This is a genomic window from Caulobacter sp. CCH9-E1, assembly GCF_001556515.1.
Taxonomy (GTDB): Bacteria; Pseudomonadota; Alphaproteobacteria; order Caulobacterales; family Caulobacteraceae; genus Caulobacter.
The window spans coordinates 1-2,415 of sequence record NZ_LSJA01000141.1; the positions used below are offsets into that span (position 1 = coordinate 1).

At 60.0% G+C, this 2,415-nt stretch carries 2 protein-coding genes; one reads left to right on the top strand and one right to left on the bottom strand.

The features are described 5' to 3' along the window. Positions 1–537: 537 nt before the first annotated feature. Entirely contained in the window at positions 538–1,827 is a 1,290-nt protein-coding gene (locus tag AX690_RS09490) for a hypothetical protein (protein WP_156449618.1), read from the top strand. A gap of 47 nt (positions 1,828–1,874) precedes the next feature. On the opposite strand, the gene AX690_RS23635 is transcribed toward AX690_RS09490, so the two are convergent. After that, positions 1,875–2,415: hypothetical protein (locus tag AX690_RS23635; RefSeq protein WP_231732157.1), on the bottom strand; the 541-nt coding region annotated here is incomplete at its 5' end.

Sequence of the window (2,415 nt, forward strand, 5' to 3'; positions counted from 1 at the left end):
CTTCCAGATCACCCGCCGCTCGCCCCCGTGGAGGCGCCGTCGTCAGCTGTGATGGCCGTCGACCTGCCGTCCACTGTCTCTAGAACGGTTATGCGGACTGGGTTTCATGCAACACCGCTTAAGTGATTGATTTTGGCGCTACCTGGCGCGCCGGCAACCCGAAAAGCGCAACAAGTCACCGGTTTCCACGGGTTTTGTTGCGCGGCGCGAGCTCTTCCGCTCGCGCGCGCCGCGCATCTTTCTTCTGATACGAGGATGAGGGGGGCCGGGGGAGAAGGAGGCACAACGCATACGAATCGCGCAGTTCGCTTGAGCCACGCTTGATCCGACTATCTCGCCGTAAGTGCATGTTGACCTCAACAGAAAACCCATGCAACCGTGAGTGATGCACACGGTGTAGGCTCGGCATCCTTGTGATCGCCGAGACGCGGGGCGTCCGAGTTCATATCTCCTTTTTGCGTTCGTAGCGGCCAAGCTCAATCGAGTGGGGGGGGTCATATGCGCATGCGCAGGCGCGGGCTCAGCGGAGCTCTGCTATTGTCCACGACGATCGTATGGGCGGTGGCGAGCGGCGCCAGGGCCGATTGTCCTAGCCCGACCAAGCCGGTCTATAAAGACCTTCCCGATTTCGCCAGCGATTCAGGCTTTGACCTGCAGATTAGGTCCTCACCAGCCGGATCTCTCGTGCGTGTTACGGGCGACACCGTGATCATCGATCAGGCGAGTTTGGCGTCCCTGCTGTCGTCGCCCTCCGAGCCGAAGACAAAGATCGCGACGCTTACCTTTGATGCGCGGGTCCTCGTCATCCGCGGGCCCATCTCTCTTGAAGGTGCCAAGCTTAACTTACTGGGAGAGACGATCCGCTTCGAGCGCGGCGGCACCATAACTCTTGTTCCCAATCCGGCGGCTCCACATCGCGAGTTGCGGCTAATCGCCGACAAAGTGGAGTTCATAGGTGGCGGCCGTCGTCCGCTGGATATGTCCATCACCGCAAACCCGGACGTCTCAGTCCAGATCACGGCACGTTCCTTTGATGGAAGCCAAGCGCCGGCTGCGGCATGGCGCCGGTTCGTCGACTCGGTCGAACAGGACGATCCACCGGTGCAAGTCGCATTCGTCCTGGGCGATGCGGCATCTCACTCGCTCGATACCGTCTGGCGCGATGAAATGCAGTGGCCGCTCTACCTCACCGCCAAGGTAAGGAAGCATTTCAATCGCGCGCCGTTCGATCCCAAAAATCAAGCGACGATCCAGGGGGTCCTGGCACGCTACCAGACCGCGATGGCCGGCTGGCGTGAGCCCCAGCCCATCGCCGTGCTCACATCCGTTAAAGCCGCGCTTGACGATGGCACAGATCTCTCGGGCCACGGTCCTGCTTACACCCCCAAACAGGATCTTGCCGCGCAGCAGAAGGCGCTCCGCGCTCAGATCGATAGATCCACGTTCGACCTGCTCTCCGAACTTCTCGCCTCAACGGTATCTGATGAGCAGTCGGTAAAGGACGCGCTTGCTGCAACGCGAACTGAACTGGGGACGGTCGATCAGCAGGTCGGCGCGCTGCAGACCGAAGTGGAAGCGGCCAATCAGAAGCTTCAGGTGCTTGCGCAGGCCGCCAGTGGGGTCGCCGACCGTATGAAGCAGCGCAGCGAGTATCTGAAAGTGATGACCGAGCGCGACTTTCAACGGATGCGTGACGCGCAAAGCGTCAAGCAGTGCCCTCCCCAAGTGACCGACCTGAGACTTGAGCAAGCGCCAATGTCAGGGATCGCCTACCGCTCCTCGCCGGGCTGGTGTGAAGCGCTTGCCACGATGAGCTTGAGGGGATGAAACACTCGGGATTTTCCTGAGCGCCTTTGTCACCGGGGCAAACTCCACTAATCGGGAAAATTCCGCCCGCGCTGCCTTCCGGTTTTTGCGCCTAGGCCAACTCCCCAGTTCTTCAAGGCAAAGTCGCGGATTGCGCCGTGAAAGTCTGCACAGGAAGATTCAATTTCGGCGCACTGGAGTTCACGCTCCTTTGGATCAGTAAGGTCCAAATTCGCCTCATCCGTCACCGTCATACGGTAGCGACGTCGTGCCTGGAGCAACTGGGCGGGCACTTGGGGAGACACGCCTCCAACGTCGAATAGGCAGGCAAATTGCTGCCCCACCGACGTTGAATGCCGAACTGCAGCTTCATACGCAGCGCGAGCTGCAGGTTCGTTCGGAGAACCGCGAACAGCAGTTTGAGCTTCAAGAGAAGACAAGTTGATCGCCTCTAGAAGCTCCTTGAGCTCTTTCCGGAACTCTGTGAGTTCAGCGTCGGCCGCCCTACCGCCCCGAGTGAAAACTGCGGCTACGGGCTTCCACGCCTTCGCGACAATGTCAAACGGCGTCCAAAGCTGACCCCCAATATGCGTCCAAAGTTGACCCCTC